General features: G+C 70.9%; 1 protein-coding gene. It reads left to right on the top strand.

Features of this window, described 5'->3' with window-relative positions; translation table 11 throughout:
* Window positions 1-553: ketoacyl-synthetase C-terminal extension domain-containing protein (locus MXD61_RS05800; protein ID WP_285223163.1), on the top strand; the 553-nt coding region annotated here is incomplete at both ends.

Genomic DNA, 553 nt, shown 5'->3' with positions numbered 1-553 from the left:
TGGCGACCTACGGGCAGGGTCGGGACGCGGACCGGCCGTTGTGGGTGGGATCGGTCAAGTCGAACATCGGGCACACCCAGGCGGCGGCGGGCGTGGCCGGCGTGATCAAAATGGTGATGGCGATGCGCCACGGAGTGGCGCCCAGGACGCTGCACGTCGACGCGCCGACCCCGAACGTCGACTGGACCGCGGGCGCGGTCCAGCTCCTGACGCAGACGACGCCGTGGTCCACGGACGGCCCGCGCCGGTCCGGGGTGTCCGCGTTCGGTATCAGCGGCACCAACGCCCACGTGATCCTCGAAGTGGACCCGAACACCGACGTCGAGGTCGCCGCCGGTGACGGCGCCACCGGCTCCGGTTCACCTGCCGTCCTGGTGGATTCCACCGTTGTTGTCGCGCCTGCTTCCGGGGTGGATTCTCCGGTTGGCACACCGGATTCACCGCCCGCTTCTCCGGTTGTCGTGCCGGCGGTGTTTCCGTGGGTGGTGTCGGGGCGGGATGCGGCGGGTCTTTCGGCGCAGGCGGGCCGGTTGTCGGCGTTTGTGTCGGGGCG

This window comes from Frankia sp. AgPm24 (assembly GCF_023243055.1).
Classification (GTDB): Bacteria; Actinomycetota; Actinomycetes; order Frankiales; family Frankiaceae; genus Frankia; species Frankia umida.
The sequence above is the reverse complement of the archived record's forward strand: the minus strand, read 5'-3'. Positions and strand labels throughout refer to the sequence as shown.